This window comes from Pseudomonas putida, assembly GCF_050990305.1.
Lineage (GTDB): Bacteria > Pseudomonadota > Gammaproteobacteria > Pseudomonadales > Pseudomonadaceae > Aquipseudomonas > Aquipseudomonas putida_AH.
Genome location: NZ_CP158817.1, coordinates 6,481,363 through 6,501,184, shown reverse-complemented (window position 1 = coordinate 6,501,184; position 19,822 = coordinate 6,481,363). Strand labels below are relative to the sequence as shown.

The window sequence follows — 19,822 nt, the reverse complement described above, 5'->3', positions numbered from 1 at the left end:
AAATATCGCCGGCAAAAAAAGACCCGCAACGCTGCGGGTCCTCAGTGCTGGTGGTAAATCAGGTTCCGGACTTGATCTTGGTCCAGGCCCGGGTCCGCGCACGCTCTGCATCACGTGGCAGCGGTTGCAGCGTGTAGAGCGTGCTCATCGCCGTTTCGGTCGGGTACAGGTTGGGGTTGTTGCGGATCGCCGGGTCGACCAGCTCGGTGGCGTCCTTGTTCGGGTTCGGATAACCGACGAAGTCGCTGACCGGGGCGATCACCTGGGGTTGCAGCAAGTAGTTGATGAAGGTGTAGGCGTCTTCCGGGTTTTTCGCGCCTTTTGGAATCGAGAGCATGTCGAACCAGATCGGCGCGCCTTCCTTGGGCAGGCGCATATCGACGACCACACCGTTCTTGGCTTCCTTGGCGCGGTTGGCGGCCTGGGAGAAGCTGCCGGAGTAACCGACTGCGACGCAGATGTCGCCGTTGGCGATATCAGCCATGTACTTGGACGAATGGAAGTAGGTCACGTACGGGCGGATCTTCATCAACAACGCTTCCGCCTTGTCGTAGTCCGCAGGCTTCTTGCTGTTGGGGTCCAGGCCGAGGTGTTGCAGGGCCAGCGGCAGGATCTCCGACGGCGAGTCGAGCAGGGCGACGCCGCACTGCTTGAGCTTGCTGATGTTCTCTTCCTTGAAGATCAGGTCCCAGCTGTCCACTGGCGCATCGGCGCCTAGCGCGGCCTTGACCTTGTCCGGGTTGAAGCCGATCAGGATGGTGCCGTACATGTAAGGCACGGCGAATTTGTTGCCCGGGTCGTTGGCTTCGATCAGCTTCATCAGCTTGGGATCGAGGTGGTTCCAGTTGGGCAGCTTGCTGCGGTCCAGCGGCTGGAACACACCGGCTTCGATCTGCTTGGCCAGGAACACGTTGGACGGCACCACCACGTCGTAGCCGGAGTTACCGGTCAGCAGCTTGGCTTCCAGGGCTTCGTTGGTGTCGAAAATGTCGTAGACCAATTTGGTCTGGGTGTTCTGCGCCTTGAAATCTTCCAGGGCCTTGGGGGTGATGTAGTCGAACCAGTTGTAGACGCGCAACGTTCGTTCTTCGGCGTGAACGGCGCCGCTGAGCACCGTTGCGCACAAAGCGGGTACGACAAAACGCTTAAGATTCTTCATTGTTCTTGTTCCTCATTAAACGCTTTCGAAGCCTTCGAGAACGTTCACGGCATTGATGCCGATTTCTTCGACCGCGTAACCGCCTTCCATCACAAACAGCGTCGGTTTACCGAGGGCGGCAATGCGCTTGCCCATGGCCAGATAGTCCGGGCTGTCGAGTTTGAATTGCGAGATCGGATCGTCTTTAAAGGTGTCGACGCCCAGGGACACGACGATGATGTCGGCGCCGTAGCTTTCGATTTCCTTGCAGGCTTTTTCCAGCGCCGCGCTCCAGACATCCCAGCCTGAACCTGCAGCCAATGGATAGTTGAAGTTGAAGCCTTCACCGGCCCCTTCGCCCAATTCATCGTCATAGCCGAGGAAGAACGGGAATTCGGCTTCCGGATGGCCGTGGATCGAGGTGAACAGCACGTCGTTGCGCGCATAGAAAATCGACTGGGTGCCGTTTCCGTGGTGATAGTCGACGTCGAGGATCGCGACCTTTTTGTGGCCTTGATCCAGGAACGCCTGGGCGGCGATGGCAGCGTTGTTGAGGTAGCAATAACCCCCCATCAAATCGCTGGCGGCATGGTGTCCCGGTGGACGGCACAGGGCGAAGGCACTGCGGGCGCCTCGCTGGATTTCCTCTTGCGCGGTCAGCGCCACTTGCGCGGCGCTGTACGCTGCTTGCCAGGTGCCGGCAGTGATCGGCGCGCCGCCGTCGAAGCTGTAATACCCCAGCTCGCCGTGCAGGCTGGTGGGCTTGATGCGGCGCAGGGTGCGGGCCGGCCAGGTGTAAGGCAGCAAGTCGCCGTCGGTGTTGAACGCGGTCCAGCGGTCCCAGGCGCCTTTGAAGAAGTCGAGGTAGTCGCGGCTGTGGATGCGAGCAATCGGCTCGAGGCCGAAATCCTTCGGTCCTTCTACCGGGCCGAGGTTCTGGTTTTGCACCCGCGCCAGCACGTGGTCGGCACGGGACGGCATTTCGAAGCAAGGCTTGAGTTGCCCGTCGATCAATTCGCAACGGCCATGGTGCAGGTGGTGATCATCTGAGTAGATCGTCAGCATTTCTTGTTCTCCGCAGGCTGATTCGGTTGAACACAGTCTTGCGGCGCGGGCGGTTTTGGAGAACGGCAGGAAAGGCCAAAAGGGGATTTATATGGCCAAAACATATGACCGAAATTCGCCCCTTCCAATCTGTAGGAGCAAAGCTTGCTCGCGATGGCATCGCCGCGTTTGAACAGATGCACCGTGGTGTTCTTATCGCGAGCAAGCTTTGCTCCTACAGGGATCAGGTTGCTTTCACGGGCGGAACTGGCTTGGCGCCACGCCGCTCCAGCGCACAAACGCATGGCGGAAGCTTGCGGTTTCGCTGAAACCCAAGGCCTCGGCGATCCGGTAGATGGGCATTTGATCCTCACAAAGCATCTGCTTGGCCTGTTCGAAGCGCAGCTCGTCGAGCAACTCCTGATAGCTGCAACCCAGGTCCTTGAGGTGTCGCCGCAAGGTACGCGCCGAGCAGTTCATCTGTTCGGCCAGCCCTTCGAGCCCCGGAGCGGCATTCAATTGCGCGCTGAGCAATTGTCGAATCCGCCCCAGCCATGCCTGACGACCGGTGAATTCGGTGTTCTGTTTGCGGCAGCGTTCGGCCATGGCCTGGTGGGTGATGACATCCGCCAGTGGCAAGGGTTGGTCAAGCCACTGTTTGTCGAAGGCGAAGGCGTTGTCTCGCTCACCGAAGTGCAGCGGGCAATCAAAGTGTTCGGCGTAGCTCGCCTCGTAATCGGGGGCGGCGTGTTCGAAGCGCGCAGCCAAAAGCGGCAGCGGATGCCCGAGCAGGTCGTCGCAGATGATCTTCAGCGAGACCAGGCAGAACTCGGCGTTGAACACGGCCATCGCCGGGCTTTCGCGGTAATCGGCGGCGACGAACCAGACGCGCTCGCCGTCTTCCTCAAGGCTCAGTTCGAAAAGTGTTCCCAGCAGCGCCGGATAACGTATTGCCAGTCGTAACGCGTCACCGAAGGTGGCACAGGTGAGCAGTGCGTAACCGAGTATGCCGTAGGACGAAACGTGCATCCGCCGCCCCAACTCCAGGCCGATATCGTGTTTTAGCGCAACGGCGTTGGCACAGACCTGCATCTCCTGGTTAGTGGTGATGCGTGTGTCGGCCCGGTTGAGATCCGCTGCGCTGATGCCGCTGCCGGCCAACAAGGCATCGCTGGGCAGGCCTTGTGCCTTGAAGGTGTTGAGCACCAGGGAGACGGCATTGAGGGTGGTGAGGTGGGAGTGGAGCATGGAGACTTCCAGCCTTGTGATGGCTGGAACACAGCAAGTTACATGCCTGATGATGAACCCTGTAGGAGCTGACGAGTGAAACGAGGCTGCGATCTCTTGATTCTGTTTTTTAAGATCAAAAGATCGCAGCCTGCGGGAGCTCCTACGGAGGTGGTGTGTATCAGCTCAGTTCGCCGCAAAGGTCGAGTTCCACGAGGCGTCGTACTTCAGCGGTTTCAAGGCCTGCCCCCAGCAGTCCATGTAACTTGCCAAACGCCGCTTCGCGGGTCATACCGCCACCCGAAAGCACGCCAACGCCACGAAGCCGGCTGCCAGCCTCATAGATATCGAGCTCGACGCCACCTTCGTGGCATTGAGTCACGGCGACCACCACCACACCCTTGTCCCGCGCTCGTTTCAGGCTGGCGAGGAACTCGGGGTTATCGCTGGGGCCGGTGCCGCTGCCGTAGCACTCCAGCACCAAACCTTGAATACCGCTATCAAGCAGGCCATCCACAATCTCGGCGCGGATACCGGGAAACAATGGCAGCACCGCGACATTCGCCAGGTGTTTGTTCTGGTTGTAGTTCAACGCCGCGGGCAGAGAAGGAGCCTTTGTACCGCCACCCTGGCGTTCCAGGTGCTTGAAGGGGTGCCGGCCGAAACTGCGTACCTTCGCGCAACGGGTCGGGTCCAGCAGCTCGCCGTGAAAGTACAGGTGCACACCCGGCGCCAAGCCTTTGCCCAGGGCAACCAGCGCACCGCCGAGGTTTTCCCAGGCATCGCTGTCGGTCACGCCGGCCGGCAACATTGAGCCGGTGAAACACACAGGCGCGTGCAGGCCGAGCAACTGGAAACTCATGGCCGCCGCGCTGTAGGCCAGGGTGTCGGTGCCATGCAAGATCAGCACACTGTCACAGCCCTGCACGTCGACGGCATCGACCACCGCTTCCCGCAGTTGCTGCCAATACGTCGGGGTCATGTTGGCGCTGTCGATCAGCGGTGACATTTCACGAAAGCGCCACTGTGGCACCACCAAGTCAGGCTGGCTGTGCAGGTATTCACGCATCCGCACTTCGAAGCCGGACGCCGGAGCCAGGCCATTGGCACTGGCTTGCATGCCGATGGTGCCGCCGGTGTAGAGGACCATGACGTGTTGGGCGGCAGGGTAGGTCGAGGAATTCATCGAGGTTCTCCGAGAACAATGACTTCCCTTGTAGGAGCGAGCCTGCTCGCGAATGCAGTTGATCATCCTGCATTGATGTCGACTGACACACCGCTTTCGCGAGCAGGCTCGCTCCTACAGGGTTTTTCGCACTGTAACCGATCAGCGAAAAGGTCAGCATGAGCACTGCAAAATCCGAACAAAAAAAAGGGCCTGGAGAGTGATCTCCAGGCCCTCAAAAGGTGAGAGGTGTCTAGTCCCTCGACCTGGTGAGCGGTGCTACCAATAACGCGTCGGGTCAGGCCTTCAGAGGCACCAGACGCGGAGCAATCATGTTTTCCGGGCGCAGGATGTCGGCGAGCATGGCGTCGTCGAGCAAACCTTCTTCACGCACCAGTTCCAGCACGCCACGGCCGCTTTCAAGGGCGATACGGGCGATGCGGGTGGCGTTTTCATAGCCGATGTACGGGTTCAGCGCAGTCACTAGACCGATCGAGTGCTCGACCAGTTCACGGCAGCGTTCTTCGTTGGCGGTGATGCCGACGATGCAGTGCTCGCGCAGCATGTCCATGGCGCGTTGCAGCAGGCGGATCGAGTCGAGGATCTTGAAGGCGATCAGCGGCTCCATCACGTTCAGTTGCAGTTGGCCGCCTTCGGCCGCCATGGTCAGAGCCAGGTCGTTACCGATGACCTGGAATGCAACCTGGTTCACGGCTTCCGGGATTACCGGGTTGACCTTGCCTGGCATGATCGAGCTGCCCGGCTGACGCGCTGGCAGGTTGATTTCATTGATGCCGGTACGCGGGCCGCTGGACAGCAAACGCAGGTCGTTGCAGATCTTCGACAGCTTGACGGCGGTGCGCTTGAGCATGCCGGAGAACAGCACGAAGGCGCCCATGTCGGAGGTGGCTTCGATCAGGTCGGCTGCCGGAACCAGCGGTTGACCGCTGATCAGGGCCAGGCGCTGAACGGCCAGGTGCTGGTAACGCGGGTCGGCGTTGATGCCGGTGCCGATGGCGGTACCGCCCAGGTTCACTTCAGTCAGCAGTTCCGGGGCCAGCGTCTTCAGACGGGCCAGGTCTTCGCCCAACGTGGTGGCGAAAGCGCGGAATTCCTGGCCGAGGGTCATCGGCACGGCGTCTTGCAGCTGGGTACGACCCATCTTCAGGACGTGTGCGAATTCTTCACCTTTGGCCGCGAACGACTGGATCAGGCTGTCGAGGCTGGCCAGCAGGGAGTCGTGGCCCAACAGCAGACCCAGGCGGATCGCCGTCGGGTAGGCGTCGTTGGTCGACTGCGCCATGTTCACGTCGTTGTTCGGGTGCAGGTATTGGTATTCGCCCTTCTGGTGACCCATGGCCTCCAGCGCGATGTTGGCGATGACTTCGTTGGCATTCATGTTGGTCGAAGTGCCAGCGCCGCCTTGAATCATGTCCACCACGAACTCTTCGTGGAAATCGCCGCGGATCAGTCGTGCGCAGGCTTCGCTGATGGCGGCGTGCTTGGCTTCACTCAGGTGACCCAGTTCGCGGTTAGCGTCAGCAGCGGCTTGTTTGACCATGGCCAGGCCGACAACCAGCTTCGGGTAATGCGAAATCGGAACGCCGGAGAGACGGAAGTTATTCACCGCTCGTAGGGTCTGGATGCCGTAGTACGCGTGAGCCGGTACTTCGAGTTTGCCAAGCAGGTCTTTTTCTGTGCGGAAGGATGCAGCGGAGGACATGATAGAAATCATCTCGATATGGACCCGGTCTGTGCCGGAACACTGCAAATGCTAGGCTTGTGGAGATTTTTGGGCCAATGCTGTTAAACACTGCCCTATGCATATTCGGCATAATGCGCGTGTGACGCCGCGTTCGCGGCGAGCGTGTGACCTAAATTGGTGCGTGTCCGGGAGGACGTGATGAATCTGGAAAGTAAATGGCTGGAGGACTTCAGTGCCCTGGCCGCCACCCGCAGCTTCTCCCAGGCGGCGGAGCGACGCTTCGTGACCCAGCCGGCTTTCAGTCGACGGATCCGTAGCCTTGAAGCCGCGCTGGGACTGACACTGGTCAACCGCTCGCGCACGCCGATCGAGCTGACGGCGGCGGGGCAGTTGTTTTTGGTGACCGCGCGCACCGTGGTCGAACAGCTGGGCGAAGTGCTGCGCCATCTTCATCACCTGGAAGGCGGGCAGGGCGAAGTGATGCAGGTCGCTGCCGCACACTCGTTGGCGCTGGGTTTCTTCCCGCGCTGGATTGCGCAGCTGCGCAACGAAGGCTTGAACATCGCCACACGGCTGGTGGCGACCAACGTCGGCGACGCCGTGCACGCGCTGCGCGAAGGCGGCTGCGACCTGATGCTGGCGTTCTACGATCCCGATGCGGCGATGCAGATGGACCCGGAAATTTTCCCGTCGCTGCACCTGGGGCATACCGAGATGCTGCCGGTGTGCGCAGCGGATGCCGAGGGCAAGCCGCTGTTCGATCTGGAGGGCGAGGGCAGCGTGCCGTTGCTGGCTTATAGCGCCGGGGCGTTTCTGGGGCGATCGGTGAATATGCTGCTTCGCCAACGCGCGCTGCGTTTCACCACCATCTACGAGACTGCCATGGCCGATAGCCTCAAGAGCATGGCGCTGGAAGGGCTGGGCATTGCCTGGGTGCCGCATCTTAGCGTGCGCGCCGAACTGGCTCGCGGTGAACTGGTGGTGTGCGGCGGGCCGCAGTGGCATGTGCCGCTGGAAATTCGACTGTATCGCTGCGCGCTGGTGCGTAAAGCCAACGTGAGATTGTTGTGGCGCAAGCTCGAAGGTGGGGCTGCGCAAACCCCTACCGGTCTGTAGGAGCCGGCTTGCTGGCGATCCGGGCACATTGCTCTGCCTGTTAAACCGCGTTGTAAGTATCGCCAGCAAGCCGGCTCCTACAAAGGATTGGCGATACGGAGCATTGACCTTAGAGTCAATAAAACCGGGGCTTTGCGTCGTATGACAGATGGTCGAAACGGGGGCTGTTTATCTGCCGTATTGCGGTATACTGCGCGGCCTTCGGTCGGTTCATCCGGCCATAATTCGTACAATCAAGCCACGCAAAATGCGTGGCTTGTTGTTTTTTGACGCGCCTGCGGGCGCCCAGAGAGAAGAGGCACGACGATGAGTGCACTGGTTGGCGTGATCATGGGCTCCAAGTCCGATTGGTCCACCCTTAGCCACACCGCCGATATGCTGGAAAAGCTCGGCATCCCTTACGAGGTGAAAGTGGTCTCTGCCCACCGCACCCCGGACCTGCTGTTCCAGTACGCTGAAGAAGCGGAGGCGCGTGGCATCGAGGTGATCATCGCCGGTGCCGGTGGCGCGGCCCACTTGCCTGGCATGTGTGCGGCCAAGACCCACCTGCCAGTGCTGGGTGTGCCGGTGCAGTCGGCCATGCTCTCGGGTGTCGATTCGCTGTTGTCCATCGTGCAGATGCCGGCGGGCATCCCGGTCGCCACCCTGGCCATCGGCAAGGCTGGCGCGATCAACGCAGCGCTGCTGTCGGCCAGTATCCTGGGCGCCAAGCACCCGCAGTTCCACGAAGTGCTGAAAACCTTCCGTGCTGAGCAGACAGACAGCGTCCTGGAAAATCCAGACCCACGCATCGCCTGAGGTTGTTGACGATGAAGATCGGTGTAATCGGTGGCGGCCAGTTGGGTCGCATGTTGGCGCTGGCGGGGACTCCGCTGGGCATGAACTTCGCTTTCCTGGACCCGGCGCCGGACGCCTGTGCCGCTGCATTGGGCGAACACCTGCGTGCCGATTACGGCGATCAGGATCACCTGCGTCAGCTGGCCGATGAAGTCGATCTGGTGACTTTCGAATTCGAGAGCGTCCCGGCGGAAACCGTGGCGTTCCTGTCGCAATTCGTGCCGGTCTATCCGAGTGCCGAAGCGCTGCGTATCGCCCGTGATCGCTGGTTCGAAAAGAGCATGTTCAAGGACCTGGGGATTCCGACCCCGGCGTTCGCCGACATTCAGTCTCAGGCTGACCTGGACGCCGCCGTGGCGTCCATCGGTCTGCCGGCCGTGCTCAAAACCCGCACCTTGGGTTACGACGGCAAGGGCCAGAAAGTGCTGCGCACCCCTGAGGACGTGGTTGGCACTTTCGCCGAACTGGGCAGCGTGGCCTGCCTGCTGGAAGGCTTCGTGCCGTTCACCGGTGAAGTCTCGCTGATCGCCGTGCGTGCACGCGATGGCGAAACGAAGTTCTACCCACTGGTCCACAACACCCACGACAGCGGCATTCTCAAGCTGTCTGTGGCCAGCACCGATCACCCACTGCAGGGCTTGGCGGAGGATTACTCCAGCCGTGTGCTCAAGCAGCTGGACTACGTTGGCGTGATGGCGTTCGAGTTCTTCGAAGTCGACGGTGGCCTCAAGGCCAACGAAATCGCACCGCGCGTACACAACTCCGGGCACTGGACCACCGAAGGCGCCGAGTGCAGCCAGTTCGAAAACCACCTGCGGGCGGTGGCCGGCCTGCCGCTGGGGTCGACCGCCAAGGTTGGCGAAAGCGCGATGCTCAACTTCATCGGTAAAGTACCGGAGACCGAAAAGGTTCTGGCCATCGCCGATTGCCATCTGCATCACTACGGCAAGGCGTTCAAGGTCGGACGCAAGGTCGGTCACGCCAACCTGCGCTGTGTCGACCGTGAAACACTGGCCGCGCAGATCCTCAAGGTCGAAGCGCTGATCGCCGAGTAAACCGTTTCATGGCAGCGGCGGAATCATTGAGAGTCCGCCGTTCTCTCATGGCAGGATGCCAAAGTCTGTCTAGGCTTTGGTGTACCTGTCCATTCAGAGGAAAATGCCATGGGAATCATCGGAACCATCTTTATCGGCTTGATCGTCGGCCTGCTGGCGCGGTTCCTGAAACCGGGCGATGACAGCATGGGCTGGATCATGACCATCCTGCTCGGTATCGGCGGTTCGCTGGCGGCCACTTACGGCGGTCAGGCCCTGGGCATTTACCAGGCAGGCCAAGGCGCCGGGTTCGTCGGTGCACTGGTCGGCGCCGTGGTATTGCTGGTGATCTACGGTCTGATCAAAAAGAACTGATCCAGGCGACAAAGTCCTCTCGGCTGCGCAAGCCGGGAGGGCTAGAATGCTCGGCGCTTCACGTCCATTCCTTTGTCGAGCACTTACATGCGCCGTCTTCTTTTATCGCTTCTTTTCCTGGGTGCGGGCCTTGCCCATGCCGGCGATTTGCCGGAAACCGACTGGCTCGAACTGATGCCCAAGTCAGACCAGAAAGCCCTCGAGGCCATGCCCGAGATCGACCACAACTCCCCCGAGGCCACTGGCACCTTTACCGAAAAGGGTGGCATGAAGCAGAGCAAAGGCCTGCCGGCGGTGATGTATTCGACCAAAACCGTGGCGTCGATGAACGACAAAAACATCCGGTTGGGCGGTTATCCGGTGCCGCTGGAAACCGATGCGAAGGGGCACAGCACGTTGTTCTTCCTCGTACCGTATCCGGGCGCTTGCATCCACGTACCGCCGCCACCGCCCAATCAGCTGGTGCTGGTGCGTTACCCCAAGGGCCTGAAGCTCAATGATATCTACACCCCGCTGTGGGTCACCGGCACGCTGAAGATCGAGAAGGTCAGCAATGACCTGGCGGATGCGGCGTATGCGCTGGATGCGGCGAAGGTGCGGGTGGTCAAGGAATCAGACCTGTAAAAAACATCGTAGGAGCCGGCTTGCTGGCGATAGCAATCCCGGGAATGCCATCGCCAGCAAGCCGGCTCCTACAGGTTCAGAGTGAAGCGCTGCTTACACTCACGCCCAGGGTATGACTGGCACCCGGCGCCAACACCACCACGTCGTCCATCACATTCGCCGTCTCGATGCACAGCATGCGCTGCCAGCCATCGTCGGCCATGTCGCTGAATGCCGCGGCGCGATCAATCCATGGGTTCCAGATCACTGCCGAGCGTGAACCGCTGCTGGTCAATTCGATGCGTCGTTCCCAGGTCGGGTCGACAATGCTCAGCTTCTCGGGGGGATTGAGGTAGATGCGGTCGGTTTCGCCAGTAAAACGCAAGTCGCCGGTTTGCGACTTGGTTTTCCAGTCCTCCAGCGTCTCGATGTAGCTAAGGCCATTCACGCCATCTACATGTACGTTGCGCACATCGCTGACAGCAAAGTAGCTGTGCAGCGCCTGGCTGATGGTCACTGTTTCAGCACTCTGGTTGTGGCTGGTCAGGTTGATGTGCAGTTGTTCATCCAAGCGAATGCTCAACTTCAAATCCACCTGATGCGGCCAGCCTGGCAGACCACCTTCGGGATAAGGCAGGAGGAACTCGACCTTCAGGCTGTCGCCCTCGGTTTCGATGCCACCCAGCTCCCAATCCATCGCCCGCACCAGTCCATGGGCGCTTGGCGGCTCGTTGCTGACGCGCATGGCCTGCACGCTCTGCGGGTTGCGCGAGAAGTTGCCAAACCACGGCCAGCACACGGGCACGCCGGCACGGATGCTTTTGCCGGTCTTGAATTCGGCCTTCTCGTTCAGCCAGATCAGCGGTGGCTGACCGTCGACCTGATAACTAAGGATGTGCGCGCCTTGCTGGGCCACCAACAATTCGGCCTGACCGTGGCGAATGCGCCAGCAGTTCAGTTCATCCAGTTTCACGGCTTCAACGTTGGGCGTGCTCATGGGACAGCTCTCGATCAGTAATCAGGACTGCAATGGACCGTAAAACGGTCGCCGGGTTTAACGAGGCGCTTTAACGAGCGCGAGGTGGAACCGAGCGAGTGCGGCCGCTGCCATCAATGGCGACGAACACGAACACCGCTTCGGTGACTTTGCGCCACTCGCTGGACAGCGGATCGTCGCTCCAGACCTCGACCATCATCTTGATCGAGCTGCGACCGATTTCCAGTGCCTGGGTATAAAAGGAGAGCTGAGCGCCCACTGCCACCGGAACCAGAAACGCCATGCGATCGATCGCAACCGTGGCCACGCGGCCACCGGCAACCTTGCTGGCCATTGCAGTGCCTGCCAAATCCATCTGCGCCACCAGCCAGCCGCCGAAAATATCGCCAAAGCCGTTGGTTTCGCGGGGAAGCGCAGTGATTTGCAGGGCCAGGTCGCCTTGCGGGATCGGATCTTCTTGTTCGAGCTCTATCATGCCGGGGGTGCCTCTGACCCGTGACTCTTCGTTGGTCTTTCAGTGAGTAGCCGTCTTCGGAAAAACGATTCAGCACCGAACATACTACGTTCGTCACGTTTTCCATAAAGGCGCCTAAAGGGAAACTCTGCGAAATCGCCTATGAACCTGACAGGCGCTTTCGCACAGCAACCCTTTCAAGATGTTGCATAGTTGCGAGTATATCGGTCGATAGACTCCGATACGACCGTCCGGTTCTCATTTTGACCGTCAAATACGCGCCTCTATGTGCTTTTTCGAACAATTTGTTATCGTGCCGGACCTGCCCGAGCCCTTGCCAGCGTTGTTGGGGCGACAGACCTGACTATAAGAGAAACCCTTGCCATGACCACAGCGCCCTCGAGTATCGCGCAGCCTACACAACCCGCACGTCCGCTGACCCGCAGCGACTACAAGACGCTTTCATTGTCGGCACTGGGCGGTGCGCTGGAGTTTTACGACTTCATCATCTTCGTGTTCTTCGCCACGGTGGTGGGCAAGCTGTTTTTCCCGGCAGACATGCCCGAGTGGCTGCGCCTGATGCAGACCTTCGGCATCTTCGCCGCCGGCTACCTGGCGCGACCGCTGGGCGGCATCGTGATGGCGCACTTCGGCGACCTGCTGGGCCGCAAGAAGATGTTCACCTTAAGTATTTTCATGATGGCGGTACCGACCCTGATCATGGGCATGCTGCCAACCTATGCGCAGATCGGCATGTGGGCGCCGATCCTGTTGCTGTTGATGCGGGTGATCCAGGGTGCGGCGATTGGTGGTGAGGTGCCGGGCGCCTGGGTCTTCGTTTCCGAACACGTGCCGCAACGACATGTTGGCTATGCCTGTGGGACCCTGACCAGTGGCCTGACAGCGGGCATTTTGCTCGGCTCTCTGGTTGCCACGGCAATCAACAGTATTTACACCCCGGTGGAAGTTTCGGATTACGCCTGGCGGATTCCGTTCCTGTTGGGCGGTGTGTTCGGCCTGTTCTCCGTTTACCTGCGCCGTTGGTTGCACGAAACCCCGGTGTTTGCCGAGCTGCAACAGCGCAAGGCCCTGGCTGAAGAAGTGCCGTTGCGTGCGGTGTTGCGTGATCATCGTGGGGCGATTGCCATTTCGATGCTACTGACCTGGCTGTTGTCCGCCGCCATTGTGGTCCTGATCCTGATGACCCCGACCGTGCTGCAGACGGTCTACCACTTCTCGCCAACCACGGCACTGCAATCCAACAGCGTGGCGATCGTGCTGCTGAGCTTTGGCTGCGTCATTTCCGGTGCGCTGGCGGATCGCTTCGGTGCGGGTCGCGTCTTTGTGTTCGGTTGCGCTGCATTGCTGGCCAGCTCCTGGACCTTCTACCACAGCCTGGCCGACCATCCTGACTGGCTGTTCCCGATGTACGCCCTGACCGGTCTGTTGGTCGGCACCATTGGCGCCGTGCCGTACGTGATGGTCAAGGCGTTCCCGCCAGTGGTGCGCTTTAGCGGCCTGTCGTTTTCCTACAACGTCGCCTATGCCATTTTCGGTGGCCTGACGCCGATGGTCGTCAGCCTGCTGCTCAAGGAAAGTGCGATGGGGCCTGCTTATTATGTGGCGGTGCTTTGTGGGGTGGGGATTCTGGTGGGGGCGTATCTCTGGAAGAAGGGGCGCTAGTTCTGGCCTCATCGCCAGCAAGCCGGCTCCTACAGTGATTTGTAGGAGCCGGCTTGCTGGCGATCAACGATTACGCGGTATTACTTAGAAACACCGAATACTGGCCTTTCATCCAATTGTCATATTTCAGCCATAGAGTGTTCACACGGCCTGCTGATACTTGGCCCCGAATTAACACACCCTATCTGCTAGGAGTAAGGCATGAAACTGAAGCGTTTGATGGCGGCAATGACTTTTGTCGCTGCTGGCGTTGCGACCGCCAACGCGGTTGCCGCTGTTGACCCTGCTATCCCGAGCTACACCAAGACCACTGGTGTGTCGGGCAACCTGTCCAGCGTCGGCTCCGATACCCTTGCCAACCTCATGACCCTCTGGGCTGAGAACTACAAGAAAGAATACCCGAACGTAAACATCCAGATTCAGGCCGCTGGCTCCGCCACCGCGCCACCTGCGCTGACTGAAGGCACCTCCAACCTGGGCCCGATGAGCCGCAAGATGAAGGACACCGAACTGGCTGCCTTCGAACAGAAATACGGCTACAAGCCAACCGCTATTCCGGTTGCCGTGGACGCCCTGGCTGTATTCGTACACAAGGACAACCCGATCCAGCACCTGACCATGGAACAGGTCGACGCGATCTTCTCGTCCACTCGTCTGTGCGGCGCTAAAACCGAAGTGAAAACCTGGGGTGACCTGGGTGTGACCGGCGACCTGGCCAACAAGCCAGTTCAGCTGTTCGGTCGTAACTCGGTATCCGGCACCTACGGCTACTTCAAGGAAGAAGCCCTGTGCAAAGGCGACTACAAGCCAAACGTCAACGAACAACCAGGCTCGGCTTCGGTCGTGCAGTCGATCAGCTCCTCGCTGAACGGCATCGGTTACTCGGGCATCGGCTACAAAACCGCTAGCGTGAAGACCGTGGCCCTGGCCAAGAAAGGCAGCCAGGACTTCATCGAAGACACCGAAGAAAACGCCCTGAACGGCAAGTACCCGCTGTCGCGCTTCCTGTACGTATACGTCAACAAAGCCCCGAACAAGCCTCTGGCCCCGCTGGAAGCCGAGTTCGTGAAACTGGTTCTGTCTAAACAGGGCCAGGAAGTGGTAGTGAAAGACGGCTACATCCCACTGCCAGCCAAGGTTGCTGCAAAAGCACTGGCTGACCTGGGTCTGGCGGAAGGCGGCGCTGAAGTCGCAAAAAAGTAACACCCTAGGTCTGGGGTAAACCCAGACCTGTAGGAGCCGGCTTGCTGGCGAAAGGATCGGCTCGGTCCGACAGGCTCGCCACGGTGCGGCCATCGCCAGCAAGCCGGCTCCTACATCCCCCAAATTTTCGATCCACTGCCAGTTCCCGCTGGCGGCGGATTTGTTGCGTCACTGCACTGTCATCTTTCTGTCATACAGGATCGCTAGGGTGTGCGAATGAATGATCTGGCCAATTCCAACATGACTACAAATCCCCCCAAGCGAATTGATTTCAATACGCCTGAGCTACAACGCAAGCGCCGCATTCGCGCGCTCAAGGATCGTTTGACGCGCTGGTACGTCCTCGTGGGCGGCCTCGCAGTGCTCGGCGCGATCACGCTCATCTTCTTCTTCCTCGCCTACGTCGTAGCCCCTCTGTTTCAGGGAGCAAGCCTGACCGCCAAGGACGCCATCACGCCTGCCTGGATGCAAGATGCCGGCAAGCCATTGATGATTTCCCTGGAAGAGCAGAACCAGGTGGCCATGCGGGTTTCCGACAAAGGCCAGGCGCTGTTCTTCGACATCGACAGTGGCGCTGAACTCAAGCGCGTCGATCTGCCGGTTCCGGCGGGCACAACGGTGACCTCCATTGGCGAGGACCAGCCAGGTCACCCGCTGGTGGCGGTCGGTCTGTCCAACGGCCAGGCCCTGGTGTTCCGTCACACCTATAAAGTCAGCTATCCAGATGGCAAGAAAACCATCACGCCAGCCGTCGAGTATCCATACGGCGAATCGCCAATTGCGCTGAACGAAGCTGGCGGTGCCTTGGAGCATGTCAGCCTCAACGCCACCGATTCGACCCTGATGCTGGTTGGCTCCACCGGTTCGCAACTCAATGTGCTTTCGCTGACCAGCGAAGAAAACATGATGACCGGCGAAATCACCAATGAGCAGAAGCGTATCGATCTGCCGCAAATGACCGAGCCGGTGAAGAACATCTTCGTCGACCCGCGCCAGCAGTGGCTGTACGTGGTGAACGGTCGTGCCCAGGCCGACGTGTTCAGCCTGCGCGACAAGAGCCTCAATGGCCGTTACAAACTGCTGGAAGACGGTGACGCTCAAGTCACCGCCAGCACTCAGTTGGTCGGCGGCATTTCGCTGATCGTGGGCGACTCCAAGGGTGGCCTGGCCCAGTGGTTCATGGCTCGCGATCACGATGGCGAACAGCGCCTGAAGCAGATCCGTACCTTCCAGATGGGCACTACGCCGATTGTGGAAATCACCGCTGAAGAGCGCCGCAAAGGCTTCGTTGCACTGGATGCATCGGGCAAGCTCGGCGTGTTCCACAGCACCGCGCACCGCACCTTGCTGGTCGACCAGGTGGTCGAAGGCCAGGGCCTGTTCGGTCTGTCGCCACGGGCCAACCGCGTAATCGTGGAATCCGGCGGCAAGATTCACCCGCTGCTGCTGGACAACCCGCACCCGGAAGTGTCGTGGAGCGCGCTGTGGAGCAAGGTCTGGTACGAGAACTACGACGAGCCTAAATACGTCTGGCAATCGACCGCCGCCAACACCGATTTCGAACCGAAGCTGAGCCTGTCGCCACTGACGTTCGGCACCCTGAAAGCCGCGTTCTACGCCATGTTGCTGGCCGCGCCTCTGGCCGTCGCCGCTGCGATCTATACCGCGTACTTCATGGCCCCAGGCATGCGCCGCAAGGTCAAGCCGGTGATCGAGCTGATGGAAGCGATGCCGACGGTGATCCTCGGTTTCTTCGCCGGTCTGTTCCTCGCGCCTTATGTGGAAGGGCACCTGCCGGGCATCTTCAGCCTGCTGATGCTGCTGCCGATCGGCATCCTGGTCGCCGGTTTCACCTTCAGCCGCCTGCCTGAGTCGATCCGCCTGAAAATCCCTGACGGCTGGGAAAGTGCCCTGCTGATTCCAGTGATCCTGTTCGTGGGTTGGCTGTCGCTGTACATGAGCCCGTTCATGGAGAACTGGTTCTTCGGTGGTGACATGCGCATGTGGATCTCCCACGACCTGGGCATCACCTACGACCAGCGCAACGCACTGGTGGTCGGCCTGGCCATGGGTTTTGCGGTCATTCCGAACATCTACTCCATCGCCGAAGACGCCGTGTTCAGCGTGCCGCGCGGTTTGACCCTCGGTTCCCTGGCCCTCGGTGCCACGCCTTGGCAAACCATGACCCGGGTGGTGATCCTCACCGCCAGCCCAGGCATCTTCTCGGCGTTGATGATCGGCATGGGTCGTGCGGTCGGTGAAACCATGATCGTGCTGATGGCCACCGGCAACACCCCGGTCATGGAAATGAACCTGTTTGAAGGCCTGCGTACTCTGGCCGCCAACGTCGCGGTGGAAATGCCGGAGTCGGAAGTCGGCGGCAGCCACTACCGCGTGCTGTTCCTCTCGGCGCTGGTGCTGCTGTTGTTCACCTTCATCATGAACACCCTCGCGGAACTGATTCGTCAGCGTCTGCGCAAGAAATACTCGTCGCTTTAAGAAAGGTAGAAGTCTGTGAAACAGAACTCCCTGAAAGGATGGTTCAAGAGCGGCGCCCCAGGCGTCTGGATCAGCGGTGGCGCGGTGTCCATCGCGGTCATCATGACCATTGGCCTGCTGGCAGTGATTGCCGTGCGTGGTCTGGGTCACTTCTGGCCGGCGGATTTGATTCACGCCAGCTACGACGTCCCGGGCCAGGGCCAGCATCTGGTCATTGGCGAAGTGGTTCAAAAGGAAGAAGTGCCCCGTGCGCGTCTCAAGAGCGCTGGCCTGCCGGTGCCGGATGAAGGCCCGGAATTCATGACCCGCGAGCTGATCAAGGTCGGCAACCGTGACTTGAATGGCAACGACTTCACCTGGACCGTCGGCGAGTGGCTGACCAACCAGAAAACCCCCGTCGAGTTGATGGCGCTGGAGCGTCGTGAGTGGGGCAATTTCTACGGCTACCTGGTCAACGTCAAACAGGACGGCAAGGTTATCGCTGAAGGCGAAGCGGCATGGCCGGAGCTGCAAGCGCGGATTAATCGCGTGAATCAGCTGGCTGCGCAACTCAAGACCTTGGAAAAAACCGACATCGGTGCGATCAACGCCGGTCTCGAGCGCATCCGTCTGCACGGTCGCAAACTGGAACTGGAAGGCAAGCTCGACCCGGCCGCGCAAGCGGACATGGATGCCGAGCGCGCCGAGCTCAATGCCCGATATCAGGACGTGGAAGCGCGTCTGAGCGACCTGCATGCACAGTTCAACCGCGACAGCCTGACCGCCCGTGATGCCAATGGCAAGGAAGTCGAAATTGGCCTAGGCAAAGTGGTTCACGCCTATCAGCCAAACGCCATGGGCACCTTCTCCAAAGTCGGTTTCTACTTCAGCAAGGTCTGGGAATTCCTGAGCGACGACCCGCGTGAAGCGAACACCGAAGGCGGGATCTTCCCGGCGATCTTCGGCACCGTGATGATGACCCTGATCATGGCGATGATCGTGACCCCGTTCGGCGTGCTGGCGGCGGTCTACCTGCGTGAATACGCCAAGCAGAACACCCTGACCCGGGTGATCCGCATTGCGGTGAACAACCTGGCGGGCGTGCCGGCCATCGTGTACGGCGTGTTTGGCCTTGGCTTCTTCGTTTATGTGTTGGGTGGCTCGCTCGACCGCCTGTTCTTCCCCGAAGCCTTGCCGGCGCCGACCTTCGGCACACCGGGTCTGTTGTGGGCTTCGTTGACCCTGGCGCTGCTGGCGGTGCCGGTGGTGATCGTGGCCACCGAGGAAGGCCTGGCGCGGATTCCTCGCACCGTGCGTGAAGGCTCGTTGGCCCTGGGCGCGACCAAGGCTGAAACCTTGTGGAAGATCGTACTGCCCATGGCCAGCCCGGCCATGATGACCGGCATGATCCTCGCCGTGGCCCGTGCCGCGGGCGAAGTGGCGCCGCTGATGCTGGTGGGTGTGGTGAAACTGGCGCCGTCGCTGCCGGTAGACGGCAACTACCCGTACCTGCATCTGGACCAGAAGATCATGCACCTTGGCTTCCATATTTATGACGTCGGCTTCCAGAGCCCGAACGTCGAAGCCGCGCGGCCACTGGTGTACGCCACGGCGCTGCTGCTGGTGCTGGTGATCGCGACATTGAACCTGTCGGCCGTTTATATCCGTAACCACCTGCGCGAGAAGTACAAGGCGCTGGATAGCTAATCACGCCGCCGCTCCCTGTAGGAGCACAGCTTGCTGGCGATGGCGATTTCAAGGACCCCATCGCTGTAGGAGCCAGGCTTGCCGGCGAAGGCGATTTCAAATACGCCTTCGCCGATAAGCCTGGCTCCTACAAAAAATTGCATAACCGCAGGCACATCCTGCGGCTCACTGAACCGAATTTGTTAGCACAGGGAGCCTCCCATGCAGCACGAAGCACATACCCACGGCATCAACATGTCGGCCTTGGGTCGCGACAAACAGAGCCTGAGCCTCGAGCAGGAAACCGTGGCCATCGAAGTGCCGGGACTGAGCCTGTTCTACGGCGAGAAACAAGCGCTGTACGACGTCAGCATGAACATCCCGAAACAGCGTGTGACCGCCTTCATCGGTCCGTCCGGCTGCGGCAAATCCACGCTGCTGCGCACCTTCAACCGCATGAACGACCTGGTCGATGGCTGCCGTGTCGAAGGCGCGATCAACCTGTACGGCAACAACATCTACCGCAAGGGCGAAGATGTGGCCGAGCTGCGTCGTCGTGTCGGCATGGTGTTCCAGAAGCCGAACCCGTTCCCGAAGACCATCTACGAGAACGTGGTCTACGGCCTGCGCATCCAGGGCATCAACAAAAAGCGTGTGCTCGACGAAGCCGTTGAGTGGGCATTGAAGGGCGCGGCACTGTGGGATGAAGTCAAAGACCGTCTGCACGAGTCGGCACTGGGTCTGTCTGGTGGTCAGCAGCAACGTCTGGTGATTGCCCGCACCATCGCCGTCGAGCCGGAAGTGCTGCTGCTCGATGAGCCCTGCTCGGCACTTGACCCGATCTCGACGCTGAAAGTCGAAGAGCTGATCTACGAACTGAAATCCAAGTTCACCATCGTGATCGTGACCCACAACATGCAGCAGGCCGCGCGGGTTTCCGACTACACGGCGTTCATGTACATGGGCAAACTGGTTGAATTCGGCGACACCGACACCCTGTTTACCAATCCGGCGAAGAAGCAGACCGAAGACTACATCACGGGTCGTTACGGCTAGCAGTAGCTACAAGCCGCGCGC

17 protein-coding genes are annotated in these 19,822 nt (G+C 60.0%); 10 read left to right on the top strand and 7 right to left on the bottom strand.

The features are described from left to right. Positions 1 to 58: 58 nt before the first annotated feature. From ABTV22_RS29635 to aspA, 5 genes are all read right to left on the bottom strand, one after another. The gene (locus ABTV22_RS29635; RefSeq protein ID WP_433737882.1) at positions 59 to 1,159 is read right to left on the bottom strand and encodes a polyamine ABC transporter substrate-binding protein; all 1,101 of its coding nucleotides are present in this window, start codon (positions 1,157 to 1,159) and stop codon (positions 59 to 61) included. Between the two features lie 15 nt (positions 1,160 to 1,174). Further along, positions 1,175 to 2,203 (bottom strand): histone deacetylase family protein, encoded by a 1,029-nt coding sequence (locus ABTV22_RS29630; protein WP_433737881.1) that lies wholly within the window; start codon positions 2,201 to 2,203, stop codon positions 1,175 to 1,177. Positions 2,204 to 2,437: 234 nt separating this feature from the next. Then, positions 2,438 to 3,430, bottom strand: a complete 993-nt coding sequence (locus ABTV22_RS29625; RefSeq protein WP_433737880.1) for an AraC family transcriptional regulator — start codon at positions 3,428 to 3,430, stop codon at positions 2,438 to 2,440. A 160-nt stretch (positions 3,431 to 3,590) separates the two neighbouring features. Further along, positions 3,591 to 4,595, bottom strand: coding sequence for an asparaginase (locus tag ABTV22_RS29620; RefSeq protein WP_433737879.1), 1,005 nt, complete (start codon positions 4,593 to 4,595; stop codon positions 3,591 to 3,593). A 277-nt stretch (positions 4,596 to 4,872) separates the two neighbouring features. Further along, the gene (aspA, locus tag ABTV22_RS29615) at positions 4,873 to 6,297 is read right to left on the bottom strand and encodes an aspartate ammonia-lyase (RefSeq protein WP_433737878.1); all 1,425 of its coding nucleotides are present in this window, start codon (positions 6,295 to 6,297) and stop codon (positions 4,873 to 4,875) included. 180 nt (positions 6,298 to 6,477) lie between these two features. Between aspA and ABTV22_RS29610 the strand changes: the two genes are divergently transcribed. The 5 genes from ABTV22_RS29610 to ABTV22_RS29590 all read left to right on the top strand — a co-directional run bounded on the left by ABTV22_RS29610 (position 6,478) and on the right by ABTV22_RS29590 (position 10,265). Further along, positions 6,478 to 7,395, top strand: a complete 918-nt coding sequence (locus tag ABTV22_RS29610) for a LysR substrate-binding domain-containing protein (protein ID WP_433737877.1) — start codon at positions 6,478 to 6,480, stop codon at positions 7,393 to 7,395. 306 nt (positions 7,396 to 7,701) lie between these two features. Beyond that, positions 7,702 to 8,193 (top strand): 5-(carboxyamino)imidazole ribonucleotide mutase, encoded by a 492-nt coding sequence (purE, locus tag ABTV22_RS29605; protein ID WP_034149342.1) that lies wholly within the window; start codon positions 7,702 to 7,704, stop codon positions 8,191 to 8,193. Between the two features lie 11 nt (positions 8,194 to 8,204). Continuing rightward, on the top strand, positions 8,205 to 9,287 hold the full coding sequence (locus ABTV22_RS29600) for a 5-(carboxyamino)imidazole ribonucleotide synthase (RefSeq protein ID WP_433737876.1): 1,083 nt from the start codon (positions 8,205 to 8,207) through the stop codon (positions 9,285 to 9,287). 108 nt (positions 9,288 to 9,395) lie between these two features. Next, positions 9,396 to 9,641: a GlsB/YeaQ/YmgE family stress response membrane protein gene (locus tag ABTV22_RS29595; RefSeq protein WP_103395967.1), complete on the top strand. Its 246-nt coding sequence runs from the start codon at positions 9,396 to 9,398 to the stop codon at positions 9,639 to 9,641. 87 nt (positions 9,642 to 9,728) lie between these two features. After that, complete coding sequence (locus ABTV22_RS29590) at positions 9,729 to 10,265, top strand: DUF3299 domain-containing protein (RefSeq protein WP_433737874.1); 537 nt, start codon at positions 9,729 to 9,731, stop codon at positions 10,263 to 10,265. A 76-nt stretch (positions 10,266 to 10,341) separates the two neighbouring features. On the opposite strand, the gene ABTV22_RS29585 is transcribed toward ABTV22_RS29590, so the two are convergent. Together ABTV22_RS29585 and ABTV22_RS29580 are read right to left on the bottom strand one after the other, a co-directional pair. Next, positions 10,342 to 11,241: a D-hexose-6-phosphate mutarotase gene (locus ABTV22_RS29585; protein ID WP_433737873.1), complete on the bottom strand. Its 900-nt coding sequence runs from the start codon at positions 11,239 to 11,241 to the stop codon at positions 10,342 to 10,344. Positions 11,242 to 11,311: 70 nt separating this feature from the next. After that, entirely contained in the window at positions 11,312 to 11,716 is a 405-nt protein-coding gene (locus tag ABTV22_RS29580) for an acyl-CoA thioesterase (RefSeq protein ID WP_007942704.1), read from the bottom strand. Between the two features lie 363 nt (positions 11,717 to 12,079). On the opposite strand from ABTV22_RS29580, the gene ABTV22_RS29575 reads away from it, so the two are divergent. The 5 genes from ABTV22_RS29575 to pstB all read left to right on the top strand — a co-directional run bounded on the left by ABTV22_RS29575 (position 12,080) and on the right by pstB (position 19,801). After that, positions 12,080 to 13,378, top strand: a complete 1,299-nt coding sequence (locus ABTV22_RS29575; RefSeq protein WP_433737872.1) for an MFS transporter — start codon at positions 12,080 to 12,082, stop codon at positions 13,376 to 13,378. A gap of 201 nt (positions 13,379 to 13,579) precedes the next feature. Beyond that, positions 13,580 to 14,581 carry a phosphate ABC transporter substrate-binding protein PstS gene (locus ABTV22_RS29570; RefSeq protein ID WP_008045533.1) on the top strand — a complete coding sequence of 334 codons (1,002 nt, stop codon included), beginning with the start codon at positions 13,580 to 13,582 and terminating at the stop codon, positions 14,579 to 14,581. A gap of 465 nt (positions 14,582 to 15,046) precedes the next feature. Next, positions 15,047 to 17,080 (top strand): ABC transporter permease subunit, encoded by a 2,034-nt coding sequence (locus ABTV22_RS29565; RefSeq protein WP_433741539.1) that lies wholly within the window; start codon positions 15,047 to 15,049, stop codon positions 17,078 to 17,080. A 15-nt stretch (positions 17,081 to 17,095) separates the two neighbouring features. Beyond that, on the top strand, positions 17,096 to 18,766 hold the full coding sequence (pstA, locus tag ABTV22_RS29560; RefSeq protein WP_433737871.1) for a phosphate ABC transporter permease PstA: 1,671 nt from the start codon (positions 17,096 to 17,098) through the stop codon (positions 18,764 to 18,766). Positions 18,767 to 18,967: 201 nt separating this feature from the next. After that, positions 18,968 to 19,801 (top strand): phosphate ABC transporter ATP-binding protein PstB, encoded by an 834-nt coding sequence (gene pstB / locus ABTV22_RS29555; RefSeq protein ID WP_175387254.1) that lies wholly within the window; start codon positions 18,968 to 18,970, stop codon positions 19,799 to 19,801. Positions 19,802 to 19,822 lie beyond the last annotated feature (21 nt).